This is a genomic window from Ruegeria sp. HKCCSP351, from assembly GCF_017872535.1.
Taxonomy (GTDB): domain Bacteria; phylum Pseudomonadota; class Alphaproteobacteria; order Rhodobacterales; family Rhodobacteraceae; genus Ruegeria.
The window spans coordinates 125,951-139,108 of record NZ_JAEDOV010000005.1; the positions used below are offsets into that span (position 1 = coordinate 125,951).

The window sequence follows — 13,158 nt, forward strand, 5'->3', positions numbered from 1 at the left end:
ATGACGATTCACTGGTGTGGCACCGGCCTGTCGGCCATCCCCGGCCTGCGCCGTCTGATCGAAGGTGGCCACAAGGTCACCGTCTGGAACCGGACGATCGAAAAAGCCAAGGCCGAGGTTGGGGACCTGACCGACGATATTCGCGCCTTCGACATCGACGCACTGGGTGATGTGCTTGAGAAGGGCGACGTGATCGTGTCCATGCTGCCGGGCGACTGGCACGTACCACTGGCGGAACTGGCGATCTCGAAACAGGCCAATTTCGTGTCGTCGTCTTACATTGCGCCCGAAATGCGCGCACTGGACGACAAGGCGCGCGAAGCCGGTGTAGCACTGGTCAACGAAGTTGGTCTGGACCCGGGCATCGACCACCTGATGGCGCATGCGCTGGTCGATGACTATCGCGCCTCGGACGCGTTCGATCCGCAAAACCACCTGAGTTTCATTTCCTATTGCGGTGGCATACCCAAAATCCCGAATCCGTTCCGCTATAAGTTCAGCTGGTCGCCGTTGGGTGTGCTCAAGGCGCTTCGGTCGCCATCGAAGTCGATCCGCGACTATGCCCCGCTGGACGTTGCCCGCCCGTGGGATGCGATCAGCAGCTATATCGCGCCACTGTCAACGCCGGAAAGTTTCGAAGTCTATCCCAACCGCGACTCGATCCCGTTCAAGGCGCAGTACCAGTTCGAGGATCACTGGCCCGTCAGGGAATTCGTCCGTGGCACCCTGCGCCTGAACGGTTGGGCGGATGCGTGGTCGGACGTGTTCCGTGAAATCGAAACCCTGTCGGGCCCGGAAGGGGATGCGCGTCTGAAAGAGATGTCCGACCAGTTCTGGGACGAAAACGCCTATGACGAGGGTGAGCCCGACCGCGTGGTGCTGTGTGTTGGACTGAAGGCCGAGAAAGTCGGCGTCGAAGTCTGGCACAAGACCTATGTCATGGACGCCTGGGGCGACGAGCGCGGCACAGCAATGGCGCGTCTGGTATCGATCCCGGTTTCACTTGCCGTCGAGGCCATTATGAACCGCGCCATCCCGGCAGGCGTTCACGCAGCCCCAAGCGACCCAAAACTGGTACAAGGCTGGATGGCCGAGATCGACCGGCTGGCCCAGCACTTGCAGATCGTGGATCATACGGCCTGATCGCACCAAAAAAGCCACTCCAGAGTTTCTGGAATGGCTTTTATTGTTCTTCTTCAGGCATGATAAACTCGTCTGGAATTCCCTGAAGAGAACTTCAGATATAACGTTCGATGGTGTCTTCGACATCGCTGCGGTTGATGCCAAGCTCGGCCAGTTGATGGTCTGTCAGACCGTTCAGATGCTGGGCGGCGCGCACGATATCCGGGCTGATGGCACGAAGGCGCATGGCGCGGTCAAACAGCAACAAGGCGCTGGCGGCCGGGGCCGGTTGATTGGTCGAGGGGATAAAGTCAAACATACTGATTACCTCACGCTAGGATTTCGAAACTTTCGGGTCACTGCTGATACGGTGCGTTGTGATACACGCTGTGATAAGCGCGCCGACGGATCTGCTCGCGGGGAATGCCGATATCCGTCAGCTGAATATCGTTGAGTTTTTCCAGCTGCCGTACAGTTTTTGAGAAGATTTGACGTCGGAAATGTTCGACTTTTGCCTCGGCATATTTGGCAAACAGGCCCTCCAAGAGGCCCTTATGAGTGTCAATTGTTTGTGCATCAGTCATTGCTGGTTCCTCCGAAATTTGAATTGCTTGGGTGTGATAGCTTCAAATAAGGGAGGCCACCGTTAAGGTCGCCAGTCGGAAACATTAAGGTTTCTTGAGGTTGCGCGCGCAGGTGTTCACGGCCGGTCTGCCCCGCCTGTTCCCCATTTTTTGGGGTGTCCCCATAGTGGAAAGCGAATTGGCCTCGGTATCCGACGCTGGCGACCAACGCACAGGTCTGTTTTTGGGGTGAGGCCGTCGAGCGGCCTACATCAGATCGTTTTCCACGTCTTCCGCAGATATTCCCAATGCGTCCAAACCATTCTCAAGGTGGTCAGACATGTGCGGTGTTCCGATCAGGTAGTCTGCACATGGGGTCGATGCCTCGGACTTGGCGGTGGCGATGGCCTCGGCCAGATCTTCCGCAAAAAAGCTCTCGCGCCCGATCCACATGATGGCAACCAGTTCGGCCTGCTCGTCTTCGCTCATGCGGTCGATGAACGCCCGCAATTCGCCCTCGGCCCGGTTCAGCTCGCGGCCCATCATGGCGACCTGGGCGACTTTTCTTGCCGAGATTTCCAACATCTCTTCGACTCCTCGTGTTCGCGGTTGTTACGCCATCACAACCACTGGCAGGCGCCTGCGTCTTTGATCTTGAACAAACAGGCTGGTCACTGCCCCACACGCGATACTGGATGATCAGGCACAGGTTCCTTGCGAAACGGACGGAAGGCAGCTTTTTTCAGCCACAACCTGAAGGCCTGCCATAAGATCAGCGCAAAAGTGCGCCGCGAACCGAATGGGCGACGCAGAAAAGACCAAAGGATCACCCGGCTGGTCAATGGCTGGCGCGGTCCGGTCAGTGTCGCGATCAACCCGCCACCCGCGCGCGTGTAGTCGATCCACACACCAACCCGATCCGGGCTGTAGTCGAAGCGGAACGTATAGCTGCCTTCAATCTTCTGGAAGGGCGAGACATGCATCACCTTTTCGGCCGCCAATCGGTCGGTTGGTTCGATGGTTGAAAAATCCGGCTTATGGCACAGATAACTGTGGCGCGTTCCAAAGGTGTTCGTCACCTCGGCCACCACGGCGTAAAGCTGATCATCGCGGTCAAAGCAAAACCAAAAACTGACGGGATTAAAAACGTGGCCCAGCACCCTTGGCTGGGTCAGCAGCATGACCTGCGCGGGTTGCGGAATGTCCATCTCGGCAAATCGCGCGCGCAGCCAGGCGGCACCATGGCCTTGACCTGGCTCTCCTCCGTGATCGCGGGTTCGCCAGTTGGTGACATTTGTCCGGTCCATTGAAAACAGAAAAGGCGTGGTTAACCGGGCTTCGGGATCAAACAGGATGTAATCGACAGAATACCGGAAGGCGTTGTCGATTGCCCCCTTGCGGCCGTGATAGGTGTGGCCTGCAACATGATCTATCGTTTTTGCCATCCGATGCCTTCTGGTCCTTGCATAACCGCCAGAGCAGTCGCGATTTCTTTTTTGCCGCTGGTGTTCATATTACGAGACTTGGCCGGGAGCGGATCAAAATGTTCCGATAAAGTGATCCGGCTTGGGACATGCGCCGTAATATGGTTATGTTTACCGAGACCAATACAGCGACCTTGGACGGACCAGCGGTTGAAACACCCGCCCCTCAACCTTGGCGCGTCCACAAACGCATCAAGGGTAGGCGGGTGAACGAAATCAACAGCAAGCGCGAGACCAGGGCCGAATGGGTGGACCACGTCAGACGCATCCGGGATGCGCAGGATCAGGCGGCATTTGCCGAGCTGTTCCAGCACTTCGCGCCACGTATCAAGGCGTTCCTGATGAAGTCAGGGGCTGATGCCACCATGGCAGAAGAATGCGCGCAAGAAGTGATGGCGACCTTGTGGCACAAGGCCCACCTGTTCGACCCGACGCGTGCCACCGTAGCCACATGGGTGTTCACCATCGCTCGAAACAAGCGCATTGACGTGCTGCGCAAGCAACGCCGCCCTGAACCCGAAGATCTGGGTTGGGGTCCCGAGGCTGAGCCCGATCAGGATGACGTCATCGCGCTGCAACAGGAAACCGCGCAACTGCGCACCGCCTTGAAGGCGTTGCCGGATGCACAGCGGGACCTGATCGAGAAGGCATATTTCGGCGACCTGAGTCACCGGGAAATCGCATCGCAGACCGGGTTGCCGCTGGGAACGATCAAATCACGCATACGGCTGGCGCTGGACCGCTTGCGCCACGCGATGAACTGAGATGAGTAAGATGAGCAAGTTGATCAAACATCACCTGACGGATGACCTGCTGATGGCCTATGCCGCAGGCGGTCTGCCCGAAGCCTTCGATCTGATGGTCGCCACGCATCTGTCCTTGTGCGACCACTGCCGCGCGCGCGCTGAAAGTTATGACGCCGTTGGCGGACAAGTTCTGGACGAGCAGAGTGAGGGTGCCAGCATGAGTGAAACTTCCCTGGCGGCCACGATGGCTTTGATCACCCAAGGTGCTCCGGCGCCCAAGCCCGTTCGCCCGGGATGTGCAGTTCTGCCAGCCCCGTTGCAGGATTACGTGGGCGGGACAGTCAAGGACATCCGCTGGCGGTCGATTGGCATGGGTGTCAAACAGGCGATCCTGCCGACCACCAAAGACGCCACCGCCCGCTTGCTGTTCATTCCGGCCGGTGCTGCCGTGCCGGATCACGGCCACAACGGCATGGAGCTGACAATGGTTCTGCAAGGGGCTTTCTCGGACGAGGTTGACCATTTTGCCCGTGGCGATGTTGAAATCGCCGACGAGGATCTGGAACACACACCTGTCGCGGATATCTCGGAAGACTGCATATGCCTGGCGGTTACGGATGCGCCGCTGAAGTTCAACAAGCTGATGCCGCGCCTGTTTCAACCCTTCCTGCGTATCTAAACGCTTGCTGGCGCAGGCCCATCAGAACCGGCCCGGCGCCGGTTCACTTTTTCAACAGGATGTTCAGCCTTCGTGACGTGCCAGTGGCACAACCTCTGTTTCAGTATCGGGCGCGATTTCTTCGAAGTCGAAATTATCCAGCCGCTGCGCCCGGCGGCCGGCCTTTTCGGCACTGATCTTGATTTCCGAGATATCCTTGGCCGCCTGCCCGAAGTGACGGTCGAGGTTTGAAACACGGTCGCCCAGACGGTCCACGTCCTTGTGCAGCAATCCCAGTTCTTTGCGGATCGCACCGGCCTGTTCACGCATGCGCGCATCTTTCAGGATCGCCCGCATCGTGTTCAGCGTGGCCATACAGGTGGTGGGCGAGACGATCCAGACCCTTGCGGCAAACCCTTCGCGCACCACATCGGGCAGGCGGGCGTGTAGCTCGGCATAGATCGCTTCGGACGGGACGAACATCAGGGCACCGTCAGCGGTTTCCCCGTCGAGGATGTATTTCTCGGAAATCGCCTTGATATGCACTTTCACGGCAGCACCAAAAGCCCGCAGGCATCTTTCAACATCCGCCTTGGTCTGCGCGGCGGCAAGTGCCTCGAAATCCTCAAGCGGGAATTTCGCGTCAATCACGATCGGGCCGGGCGGGTTCGGCAGATGCACCAGGCAATCCGCGCGCCTGCCGTTCGACAAGGTGGCTTGCAGTGAATAGCTGTCCGCGGGCAGCGCCTTGGACACGATATCGTTCAGCTGAATCTCACCAAACATCCCGCGCCGCTGCTTGTTCGACAGGATATCCTGAAGGCTGAGAACATCGCCCGACAGTTTCGTGATATTGTCCTGCGCCTTGTCGATGGCGGCCAGACGTTCCTGCAGCTGCGTCAGTGATGTCGCCGTCTGTTTTGACGAACCGTGCAGGGTTTCCTTCATCCGTTCCTGCATCTCGGCCAGCGCGCGGGCCGATTTCATCGCGTTATCCGCCAGCCGGTCATTCATCTGCTGCTGAACCGAGGACAAGCGTGCCTCGACCGTCTGGATTACCTGCACCTGCGCGTTGGCCTGCGTGTCCGAGACATGCTGCAAGCCGCCGCGCAACTGTTCCTGCCCCTGCCCCAGCTGCTGCACATGCTGACCCAGAAGCGCCATCTGCCGCGCCAGCGGTTCCGCCATCCGGGCCGAGCGATTGGCGGCGCGCAACGACAGGAACAGCAGCAGCAGGATCAGCGCAACTGTTCCGCCCACGATAAGAACAACCGGGTCATCCAATGCATATTCTGTTCCTGCAATCTTGATCATGTCGCCTCGGATGTTCTTGTTTTATTCTTACTAACCTGCAGTGGCCAATGGATCAACTGCGCCCGAACAGGCGTTCGATGTCGCTTAGCTTCAGTTCCACATATGTGGGTCGCCCGTGATTGCACTGGCCGGAATGCGGCGTCGCCTCCATCTCGCGCAGTAGGGCGTTCATTTCCTCGGCCCGCATCCGACGACCGGACCGGACCGAGCCGTGGCAGGCAACCCGACTGAGGATCGCCTCGATCCTTGCCTGCACCATCTGGCTTTCGCCCTGATCGGCCAGTTCGTCGAGGATATCAAGGATCATCGCGCGCGCATCGACCTCGCCCAGAATGGCCGGGGTTTCGCGCACGGCAATGGCGCCTCCGCCAAAGGGTTCGATGGTCAGCCCCAAACGGGACAGATCATCACAGACAGCCATCAGGCGGGCGCAGTCACCTTCGGACAACTCAACAATCTCGGGGATCAAAAGCGCCTGTGCCGCGACTCCCGTCTCGGCCATTTGTGTTTTCAGCTTCTCATAGACCAGCCGTTCATGCGCGGCGTGCTGATCAACGATCACCATTCCATCGGCAGTCTGGGCGATGATGTAGTTTTCATGCACCTGCCCGCGCGCAGCACCCAGCGGAAGATTCTGCGCATCGGGCTCCTGACCCTGCGAAGCGGGTGCAACCGGGATCGGATCGACAATGCTGCCGCTGTAATCACGCGCAAGTTCCGCAAAACCCGGAGCCTGCGCGCGGTACGCGGCCTGGCGCGCTGCGGGCGACGGGCGATCCATCTGATAGACCCGCGCTGGTGCGGACTGCGCGGGTTCCGGTCGCATCGCACCCAGGGTCGCATTGGCCACGGTCGAGGACGCGCGATGCCCGGCCTCGGCCAATGCGTGGCGCAGGCTGGACACGATAAGCCCGCGCGCAACGCCCGGATCGCGGAACCGGACCTCGGACTTGGCAGGGTGAACGTTCACGTCAACCAATGTCGGGTCGCAGTCGATGAACAATGCCGCCGCCGGGTGACGGTCCCGGCTGAGGAAATCGAAATAGGCCGCCCGTAAAGCGCCGGTCAGCATCTTGTCGCGCACGGGACGCCCGTTGACAAAAAGGTACTGCGCCACCGCTGCGCCACGGGAATAGGTCGGCAGGGCCGCGTAACCAAAAAGCCTGAGGCCGTCGCGCGTGGCATCGATCCGCAGCGCATTCTCGGCAAACTCGCGCCCGATCACACGGGCAAGACGGGCGTGCAGGGCGTCAAACAGGTCGCCATTCTCGCGATCCGCGCGGAAGATCACGCGGCCTTCGCCACCGCCCGAGACATCGCGCAGGGTAAATGTGATGGATGGTTCGGCCATCGCCAGCCGTTTCACCATGTCCGTGATCGCCTGCGCCTCGGCCCGGTCGGTGCGCATGAATTTCAGCCGGGCGGGGGTGGCGAAGAACAGATCGCGCAGCTCGACCACCGTGCCCGCGCGCAGGGCTGCAGGCTTGACCGAACCCGTCTTGCCACCTGCAACATGGATCTGCGCCGCGTCCGCACCGGGCACGCGACTGGTTATGGTCAGGCGTCCGACAGCCCCCAACGAGGGCAAGGCTTCGCCTCGAAACCCGAAGGTGTGGATATTCAGCAGGTCCGATCCGTCGATCTTTGATGTGGCGTGGCGCGACAGGGCAAGCGGCAAATCTTGGGCCGGGATACCGCAGCCATCGTCGGTCACGCGGATCAGTGTCTTTCCCCCGTCGGCGATTTCGACGGCTACACGCGCGGCCCCGGCATCAAGTGCATTCTCGACCAGTTCCTTGACCGCCGAGGCCGGGCGTTCCACCACTTCACCCGCCGCAATACGGTTGATGGCAGCATCGTCAAGCTGTCTGATCACGGGGCGATTTTCGCTGATATTGGGGTTTGTTTGCGCCATACCCCTAGACCTAGCACAACCGCGCACGATTCTGCCACCGGTTTGAGCATGTCTTCTGATCGGAAAGGGGCGCCCGGATGGCCGTGAATGAATCCCCATTCCGTACCATCCGGGCCTACCAGAGTGAGTGGTGTGTTCAGCTAATCAATGGGCAGCCTCTAGCACGAGACTTCCCAAAAATCTGCTTAAGATTAACCTTAACGGCATCTGGGCAGAGTTTGGCCGATGACGCATGGGCATCTGCGGCAGGAAAATGCCGTCTCAGGCTGATGTCTGAACACCAACTCGTGTGCGGCATGGGCCAAACATGGCCGCCAGTGCCAGGATCAGCCCGGACATCGTTGCGATCATCCCCGCCGCACTGACCGCATCCGCTGCACCCAGCCACAGGGGTCCGTAGCCTGCCAGCACATACCCTGTCACGGCAGAGGTTATAGCGATCACGACACTCCAGCCAATCTGCGCCTCAAGCCGGTTGGTCAGCATCCGCGCGGCTGCCGGAGGGCAGATAAACATCGCGATCACGATGATCGAGCCTACCGCGTCAAAAGCGGCAACCGCCGCGATGGCCGCAGTGATGACGAGCGCCATACCCAGAAGTCCCGTGCGAATACCAATCGTGCGGGCGAAACCTTCGTCAAAGGTGGATATTTTCAGCGGCCGCCAGAACAGCCATGTAAACAGCGTCACTCCCACCAGTGTCAGCGCTATACGGGGCAGTTCCGGGGGCAATCCGGCAAGGGCCTGAGCGTCCAGCAACGAGGACCACCCGGTCGCGTCCAGCCAGATCAGGCTTTCGAGATTGCCGTAAAGCGCGTGTTCCACATCCAGATGCACGGTTGACGTATCCGTCTGCTCAAGCAGCAGAACGCCTGCCGCGAACATGGTGGTAAAGACCACGCCCATGGCGGCCCCGGGTTCGATCTGCCCCAGCCGGCGAATGGCCTCGATCAGGACAACAGCCAGAACCGCGGCCCCTGCCGCACCCAACATCATCGGCCAGGTGGATATGGCACCTGTCAGCAGAAACGCAACAACGATACCCGGCAGCACCACATGGCTGATCGCATCGCCGATCAGCGCCTGTTTTCGCAACACAAGAAAGTTGCCGGGCAAGGCACAGGCGATGGCCGCACATGTTCCGATCAGCAGCGGCGTCAGAGACAGCGGGACGAATTCTTCACCACTCATGCCGGTATCCCCTGCGGCCCGCCAATCTGGCGGTCGATCTCATCAATCTGGTCCCGTGTCAGAACGGTCTCGATATCACGCAACCCGTCATAGAGCGCAGCCGTCGCCTCGTGCGCCTGATCGGCGCGCACGATTTCCCATCGCTTTTCATCCCGCAGGGCCTTGGCCGCGCGGGCCTTACCGGTGTCCGTCGCGACGCCATCCGCCCGGACCAGCCCGGCACGCCGCAGCAAACGCAGGGTCAGGGGTTCATAGATCTTCTGCCCTTGTGCCAGCGCCAGAAGCCCCTGACGAATATGCACCCGGCGCTGAAACCGCAGATGCCGCAGCACCGCCGCCAGAACGCCGCGCATCGGGGCGAAGAAGAGGGAGGCGAGGAAAAAGGCAAAGCTGACCAGCACGATAATCGGGCCGGTTGGAAGATTGGGCGCAGATGCGGATATGGCAGCGCCGATATATCCGGCCAGACCACCGGCCAACCCGGCCAACAGAACAACGCGTTCCGAGCGGTCAGACCAAAACCGGGCGGTCACTGCCGGAATGATCAGCAAAGCCACGATCAGGATCAGGCCGACGATTTTCAGGCCGACCACGGTCACGGCCATGACCAGCCCCATCATGGCCAGGTCGATACGATGCACTGGCAACCCGCGCGCCGCTGCGTATTCGGGGTCGAATGCGACAAGGGTCATCGGACGGCGGATGATCAGCACCAGAGCCAAGGTCAAGGCGCCACCAAGTGCGATGATTACCGCATCGGCCCACAGCATTCCGGCGGTCGAACCCAACAGGAAACCTTCCAGCCCGGCCTGACGGCCAACCCCCATGGTTTGGATGACCGTCAGCAGCACGATCCCAAAACCGAAGAACACGGACAGGACCGCACCGATCGCGGCGTCCTCGGCCAGTCGGGTGCGCCGTGTCAGCCAGTTCATGCACAACAGACCAACCCAGGCTGAAATGGCGGACCCCACCAACAGGCCCGGCAGGTTGCGCCCGTCCCCACCCAGCGCGACCAGCACCATGAAAGCGATACAGACGCCCGGCAGGGTTGCATGGCTGATTGCGTCGCTGACAAGGGCGCGCTTGCGCAGAAACAGGAAGGTCCCTGTCACGCCCGCCGACACGCCCAGCAATGTCGCACCGATGGCAACCAGCGTGGCGTTATAGCCAAGCTGAAGGGTCAGAGCATCCCAAAGCATGAACTATCCCAGCGCGCGTGAAATCTGATCGATCTGGGCCGTTGCCAACCTGCCACCATAGGCCGATTGCAGCGTTTCCGCCGTGAAGGCCTCGGCCACCGGCCCCTCGGCCACCTTGCGGGTATTGATCAGGAAAACGTGGTCGAAATAGTCGGTCACGGTGGCCAGATCGTGATGCACGACAACAACTGTCTTACCGGCCTCTTTCAGGGATTTCAGCACCGCGATGATGGCTTTTTCGGTAGCAGCGTCGACACCGGCAAACGGCTCGTCCAGCAGGTACAGATCAGCATCCTGAGCCAGAGCACGCGCCAGAAACACACGCTGTTGCTGGCCACCGGACAGCTGGCCAATCTGGCGATCCGCGAAATCGCGCATTCCCACACGGTTCAGGCAATCCATCGCACGGGCCTTGTGGCGCGCGCGCAAGCGGCCCAACAGGCCCAGTTCACGCGACAGACCCATCAGAACCACGTCGATCACCCGTGTCGGGAAATCCCAGTCCACACTGGCACGCTGGGGAACATAGGCGACACGCGCGCGCTGCGAATTCAGCGGCTGACCAAATACGGTCACCTGCCCCGACAATGGCGTAACGATGCCCAGCGCCGCCTTGAGCAGCGTTGATTTTCCAGCACCGTTCGGCCCGATAATGGCGGTCATCGCGCCGGGCGTTACTGTCATATCAACCGAAAAGACCGCTGGCTTCTGCCCGTAGGAAACCGTCAGGCCCCGCACAGCCAGAGGGCTGTCATCCAGATTATGTTCCTGGACCGTCACACCTTCGTTGCTGATCAGCCCCAGCATCACTCAGAACCCCGCTGACAGTTTGCCGTCCATGCCGCGATCGGGAACTTCTCCGCCCAATGCGCCTGCGATGACGGTGATATTGTGATCCAGCATCCCGATGTAAGTGCCTTCGTAGGTGCCATCCTCGCCCATGGCGTCCGAGAACAACTCGCCCCCGACCTTCACCTCGTGCCCTTTGGCGGCGGCCCCTTCGATCAGCGCGCGGATCGACCGGTCAGAAACCGAGCTTTCGACGAAGACCGCCGTGATCCGGCGATCAACCAACAGGTCAACCAGCTCTCCGATCCGGTTCAGGCCCGCCTCGGATTGGGTCGAGATGCCCTGAATGCCCAGAACCTCGAACCCGAAACTTTTACCGAAATAGCCAAAGGCGTCGTGGGCGGTGACCAGAACCTTGTTGTGATCCGGTACTGAAGACAAGCTTTCCTCGGCATAGGCCGTCAGACGGTCTATGTCCGCCAGATGGGCTTGTGCATTGGCGGCAAAAACCTCGGCTGCTTCGGGGCGGGCTTCGGTCAGGGCGCGCTGCACTTCAACAACAACCTCGCGCCACAGCGCGGGTGTCATCCAGACATGCGGATCATACTTGTCGACATAATCATCATGCGCACGCAGCATGGACTTATCTACGCCCTCTGCAACCGCAATGACGGACCGTTTCCGCTCGAGATCATGAAAGAAGTCTTCCATTTGCGCTTCGAGATACAGGCCGTGCCACAGAACCAGATCTGCCCGAGTCATCGCCACGATATCGCTGCGCGTCTGGCGATAGGCATGGGGATCAACGCCGGGGCCCATAAGCCCTCTGACCTCAACCAGATCACCGCCGACCTGACGCGCCGCATCTGCAATCATGCCCGTCGTGGCGACCACTTTCAGCGGTGCCCCGGCAAAAGCCATAGCTGGCACCGAAAGGGCCAGAGCCAATAGTGCAAGGCAATGCCGACGAATCATTTCCAACCTCGATTTGGATACGTGTTGGATTAAATATGAGAACCATTCGCAACTAAGTCAACGCTAATGAGAATTATTCGCAAGAAAGCCTCAATTATTTGTCCAAATGGTCAAAAATATTCGGTCATTGCGCCGGAACACCTTCCATTCCCGGGCCACCCGTGCGATTTTGTCGCAAACCTCCCAAAGGACGTAACCATGGATACGCAGAGCTCAGAAAGCCCCGTGCGCACCGCGCATCTGCCGCAAGTGACCGAACCCCGGAACCCCGGAATGGAACTGGATCTGAACTGGGTGCGCGCCATTCAGGCCAATACTTCCGCGATTGAACGGCGTGCGGCCACATTGCCGGGCCGCCGTTCGGTCAAGAAGGAATATCAGGCTGCGTGGCTGCTGAAAGCCATCACGATGATCGACCTGACCACGCTGTCGGGCGACGATACTGTGGGCCGTGTGCGCCGCCTGTGTGCAAAGGCCCGTCAGCCGGTTGCACCTTCGGTCCTTCAGGCGCTGGACATGCCACCGATCACGACCGGGGCGGTTTGCGTCTACCACGATATGATCGAAACCGCCGTGGACGCCCTGAAAGGCACTGGCATTCCAGTCGCTGCCGTGTCCACCGGCTTTCCCGCCGGACTGTCCCCGTTCCATCTGCGCGTGGCCGAGATCGAGGAAAGCGTGAAGGCCGGGGCCGAGGAAATCGACATCGTAATCTCGCGCCGTCACGTGCTGTCGGGGGACTGGCAGGCCCTTTATGATGAGATGAAGGCGTTCCGCGTGGCTTGTGGCGATGCCCATGTCAAAGCCATTCTTGCGACCGGAGAATTGGGTAGCCTGCGCAATGTCGCGCGCGCCTCGCTGGTGTGCATGATGGCCGGGGCGGATTTCATCAAGACCTCGACCGGCAAGGAAAGCGTCAACGCCACCCTGCCCGTGTCGCTGGTGATGATCCGCGCGATCCGCGATTACTATGACCGCACCGGATATCGGGTCGGCTACAAGCCTGCAGGTGGTATTTCGAAAGCCAAGGACGCGCTGGTTTATCTGTCGCTGATCAAGGACGAGCTGGGCGACCGCTGGCTGGAACCCGATCTGTTCCGCTTTGGTGCGTCGTCGTTGCTGGGCGATATCGAGCGGCAGTTGGAACACTATGTCACCGGGGCTTACTCGGCTGGTTACAGACACTCGATGGGCTGAGC

The 13,158-nt window shown here is 60.1% G+C and carries 14 protein-coding genes; 4 read left to right on the plus strand and 10 right to left on the minus strand.

The annotated features are described in order from the left end of the window. Nucleotides 1-1,143: a saccharopine dehydrogenase family protein gene (locus tag I9182_RS12035; RefSeq protein ID WP_209598401.1), complete on the plus strand. Its 1,143-nt coding sequence runs from the start codon at nt 1-3 to the stop codon at nt 1,141-1,143. A gap of 94 nt (nt 1,144-1,237) precedes the next feature. On the opposite strand, the gene I9182_RS12040 is transcribed toward I9182_RS12035, so the two are convergent. The 4 genes from I9182_RS12040 to I9182_RS12055 all read right to left on the minus strand — a co-directional run bounded on the left by I9182_RS12040 (nt 1,238) and on the right by I9182_RS12055 (nt 3,130). After that, the gene (locus tag I9182_RS12040) at nt 1,238-1,441 is read right to left on the minus strand and encodes a DUF1127 domain-containing protein (protein WP_209505063.1); all 204 of its coding nucleotides are present in this window, start codon (nt 1,439-1,441) and stop codon (nt 1,238-1,240) included. Between the two features lie 37 nt (nt 1,442-1,478). Further along, nucleotides 1,479-1,706 (minus strand): DUF1127 domain-containing protein, encoded by a 228-nt coding sequence (locus I9182_RS12045; RefSeq protein ID WP_209598402.1) that lies wholly within the window; start codon nt 1,704-1,706, stop codon nt 1,479-1,481. A gap of 246 nt (nt 1,707-1,952) precedes the next feature. Next, entirely contained in the window at nt 1,953-2,270 is a 318-nt protein-coding gene (locus tag I9182_RS12050; protein ID WP_209505065.1) for a DUF3775 domain-containing protein, read from the minus strand. An 86-nt stretch (nt 2,271-2,356) separates the two neighbouring features. Then, nucleotides 2,357-3,130, minus strand: coding sequence for a DUF1365 domain-containing protein (locus I9182_RS12055; RefSeq protein WP_209505066.1), 774 nt, complete (start codon nt 3,128-3,130; stop codon nt 2,357-2,359). A 146-nt stretch (nt 3,131-3,276) separates the two neighbouring features. On the opposite strand from I9182_RS12055, the gene I9182_RS12060 reads away from it, so the two are divergent. Together I9182_RS12060 and I9182_RS12065 are read left to right on the plus strand one after the other, a co-directional pair. Then, nucleotides 3,277-3,933: a sigma-70 family RNA polymerase sigma factor gene (locus I9182_RS12060; protein WP_209598534.1), complete on the plus strand. Its 657-nt coding sequence runs from the start codon at nt 3,277-3,279 to the stop codon at nt 3,931-3,933. A 10-nt stretch (nt 3,934-3,943) separates the two neighbouring features. Next, nucleotides 3,944-4,594, plus strand: coding sequence for a ChrR family anti-sigma-E factor (locus I9182_RS12065; RefSeq protein ID WP_209598403.1), 651 nt, complete (start codon nt 3,944-3,946; stop codon nt 4,592-4,594). Nucleotides 4,595-4,657: 63 nt separating this feature from the next. On the opposite strand, the gene rmuC is transcribed toward I9182_RS12065, so the two are convergent. From rmuC to I9182_RS12095, 6 genes are all read right to left on the minus strand, one after another. Continuing rightward, nucleotides 4,658-5,887: a DNA recombination protein RmuC gene (gene rmuC, locus I9182_RS12070; protein ID WP_209505068.1), complete on the minus strand. Its 1,230-nt coding sequence runs from the start codon at nt 5,885-5,887 to the stop codon at nt 4,658-4,660. A gap of 52 nt (nt 5,888-5,939) precedes the next feature. Continuing rightward, a complete protein-coding gene (gene mutL, locus I9182_RS12075) occupies nt 5,940-7,802 on the minus strand; it encodes a DNA mismatch repair endonuclease MutL (RefSeq protein ID WP_209598404.1) in 1,863 nt (620 codons plus the stop codon). Between the two features lie 261 nt (nt 7,803-8,063). After that, nucleotides 8,064-8,993, minus strand: coding sequence for a metal ABC transporter permease (locus I9182_RS12080; protein WP_209598405.1), 930 nt, complete (start codon nt 8,991-8,993; stop codon nt 8,064-8,066). Beyond that, entirely contained in the window at nt 8,990-10,195 is a 1,206-nt protein-coding gene (locus tag I9182_RS12085) for a metal ABC transporter permease (RefSeq protein ID WP_209505071.1), read from the minus strand. Before I9182_RS12085 ends, I9182_RS12080 begins: the two co-directional genes overlap by 4 nt. A 3-nt stretch (nt 10,196-10,198) precedes the next feature. Further along, on the minus strand, nt 10,199-11,002 hold the full coding sequence (locus I9182_RS12090; protein ID WP_209505072.1) for a metal ABC transporter ATP-binding protein: 804 nt from the start codon (nt 11,000-11,002) through the stop codon (nt 10,199-10,201). A 3-nt stretch (nt 11,003-11,005) separates the two neighbouring features. Continuing rightward, the gene (locus I9182_RS12095) at nt 11,006-11,959 is read right to left on the minus strand and encodes a zinc ABC transporter substrate-binding protein (RefSeq protein WP_209598406.1); all 954 of its coding nucleotides are present in this window, start codon (nt 11,957-11,959) and stop codon (nt 11,006-11,008) included. 198 nt (nt 11,960-12,157) lie between these two features. Here I9182_RS12095 and deoC point away from each other — a divergent pair, with 198 nt between their 5' ends. Further along, complete coding sequence (gene deoC, locus I9182_RS12100; protein ID WP_209598407.1) at nt 12,158-13,156, plus strand: deoxyribose-phosphate aldolase; 999 nt, start codon at nt 12,158-12,160, stop codon at nt 13,154-13,156. The last annotated feature ends 2 nt before the right edge of the window (nt 13,157-13,158 follow it).

Excerpts from the sequence above, each read along its gene's own strand:
- I9182_RS12060 (WP_209598534.1), top strand. The coding sequence starts at position 3,277 with ATGTTTACCGAGACCAATACAGCGACCTTGGACGGACCAGCGGTTGAA.
- I9182_RS12050 (WP_209505065.1), bottom strand. The coding sequence starts at position 2,270 with ATGTTGGAAATCTCGGCAAGAAAAGTCGCCCAGGTCGCCATGATGGGC.
- I9182_RS12080 (WP_209598405.1), bottom strand. The coding sequence starts at position 8,993 with ATGAGTGGTGAAGAATTCGTCCCGCTGTCTCTGACGCCGCTGCTGATC.
- I9182_RS12035 (WP_209598401.1), top strand. The coding sequence starts at position 1 with ATGACGATTCACTGGTGTGGCACCGGCCTGTCGGCCATCCCCGGCCTG.
- I9182_RS12095 (WP_209598406.1), bottom strand. The coding sequence starts at position 11,959 with ATGATTCGTCGGCATTGCCTTGCACTATTGGCTCTGGCCCTTTCGGTG.
- mutL (WP_209598404.1), bottom strand. The coding sequence starts at position 7,802 with ATGGCGCAAACAAACCCCAATATCAGCGAAAATCGCCCCGTGATCAGA.
- rmuC (WP_209505068.1), bottom strand. The coding sequence starts at position 5,887 with ATGATCAAGATTGCAGGAACAGAATATGCATTGGATGACCCGGTTGTT.
- I9182_RS12090 (WP_209505072.1), bottom strand. The coding sequence starts at position 11,002 with ATGCTGGGGCTGATCAGCAACGAAGGTGTGACGGTCCAGGAACATAAT.
- I9182_RS12045 (WP_209598402.1), bottom strand. The coding sequence starts at position 1,706 with ATGACTGATGCACAAACAATTGACACTCATAAGGGCCTCTTGGAGGGC.
- I9182_RS12055 (WP_209505066.1), bottom strand. The coding sequence starts at position 3,130 with ATGGCAAAAACGATAGATCATGTTGCAGGCCACACCTATCACGGCCGC.
- I9182_RS12040 (WP_209505063.1), bottom strand. The coding sequence starts at position 1,441 with ATGTTTGACTTTATCCCCTCGACCAATCAACCGGCCCCGGCCGCCAGC.
- I9182_RS12065 (WP_209598403.1), top strand. The coding sequence starts at position 3,944 with ATGAGCAAGTTGATCAAACATCACCTGACGGATGACCTGCTGATGGCC.
- I9182_RS12085 (WP_209505071.1), bottom strand. The coding sequence starts at position 10,195 with ATGCTTTGGGATGCTCTGACCCTTCAGCTTGGCTATAACGCCACGCTG.
- deoC (WP_209598407.1), top strand. The coding sequence starts at position 12,158 with ATGGATACGCAGAGCTCAGAAAGCCCCGTGCGCACCGCGCATCTGCCG.